Here is a 648-nt window from a genome sequence, read left to right as displayed (position 1 = left end):
TGTGTCGGTAGTCATACTGGAAAAGGGTTGTTCTTTTCCGTCTGATAGTCGTTTGGTACTTTTCGTACTTCTCAGTACCTGCCGTCTGGCAGGTACTCACTCCGTTGATGGTCATTCTTGTTGTCATGGTAGTCATTTATTAAAATTCAACAATCAGTAGTCGGTTCTCCATTACCTTTTCGGGGTCGGTTATCATCCTTTGGGCTACCCAAAGGTGATGCGCTCCGAAGCCGTAGGCGAACAGCCTTCCGAAGTTCTCGTTTTCTGAAAGTTTCGCCATTGAATTGCGGATTTCCGTTTCGCTGAAACTCAAGGACAAGGTGTTTATCAGACTGACAAAGATGTCGGTTACTTTCTCGTCCCATAATATCAGTATGTTTTCTATCTTTATTTCCATATCATGTATATTTTGAAGTCTATAAATCAAGCACTCATCCGCTTGCGGATAAGTTCGGCATTGCTCTCTACAAGGCTGATGATGCGGTCGTGGTATTCGGTATTGGAATTGCATACACCTCTGCTCTGTACCACCTTGAATGTTGTCAGTGAAACCTCCACCGTTTCAATGCGTTTGCCGTCAATGGTTGCGGATAGGATAAGGGAGTCTGTCCTCTTGTGATAGCTTCCCACACAATGGTGCATCAGTTT

At 44.3% G+C, this 648-nt stretch carries 3 protein-coding genes; all 3 read right to left on the bottom strand.

Going from position 1 to position 648, the window contains the following annotated elements:
- Nucleotides 1-127 (bottom strand): DUF3873 family protein (locus tag I6E24_RS16570; protein ID WP_235329816.1); only part of this gene is annotated, 127 nt, incomplete at its 3' end.
- A 12-nt stretch (nucleotides 128-139) separates the two neighbouring features.
- Complete coding sequence (locus I6E24_RS16565; RefSeq protein ID WP_005650240.1) at nucleotides 140-397, bottom strand: hypothetical protein; 258 nt, start codon at nucleotides 395-397, stop codon at nucleotides 140-142.
- A 26-nt stretch (nucleotides 398-423) separates the two neighbouring features.
- Nucleotides 424-648 (bottom strand): PcfJ domain-containing protein (locus I6E24_RS16560; protein ID WP_235329815.1); only part of this gene is annotated, 225 nt, incomplete at its 5' end.

This window comes from Bacteroides caecigallinarum (genome assembly GCF_021530995.1).
In the GTDB taxonomy this organism is placed as follows: Bacteria; Bacteroidota; Bacteroidia; order Bacteroidales; family Bacteroidaceae; genus Phocaeicola; species Phocaeicola faecigallinarum.
This window is presented reverse-complemented; position numbering and strand designations above follow the sequence as displayed.

What these genes read in the sequence shown, in the direction of transcription:
- I6E24_RS16565 (WP_005650240.1), bottom strand. Translation starts at nt 397, where the DNA reads ATGGAAATAAAGATAGAAAACATACTGATATTATGGGACGAGAAAGTA.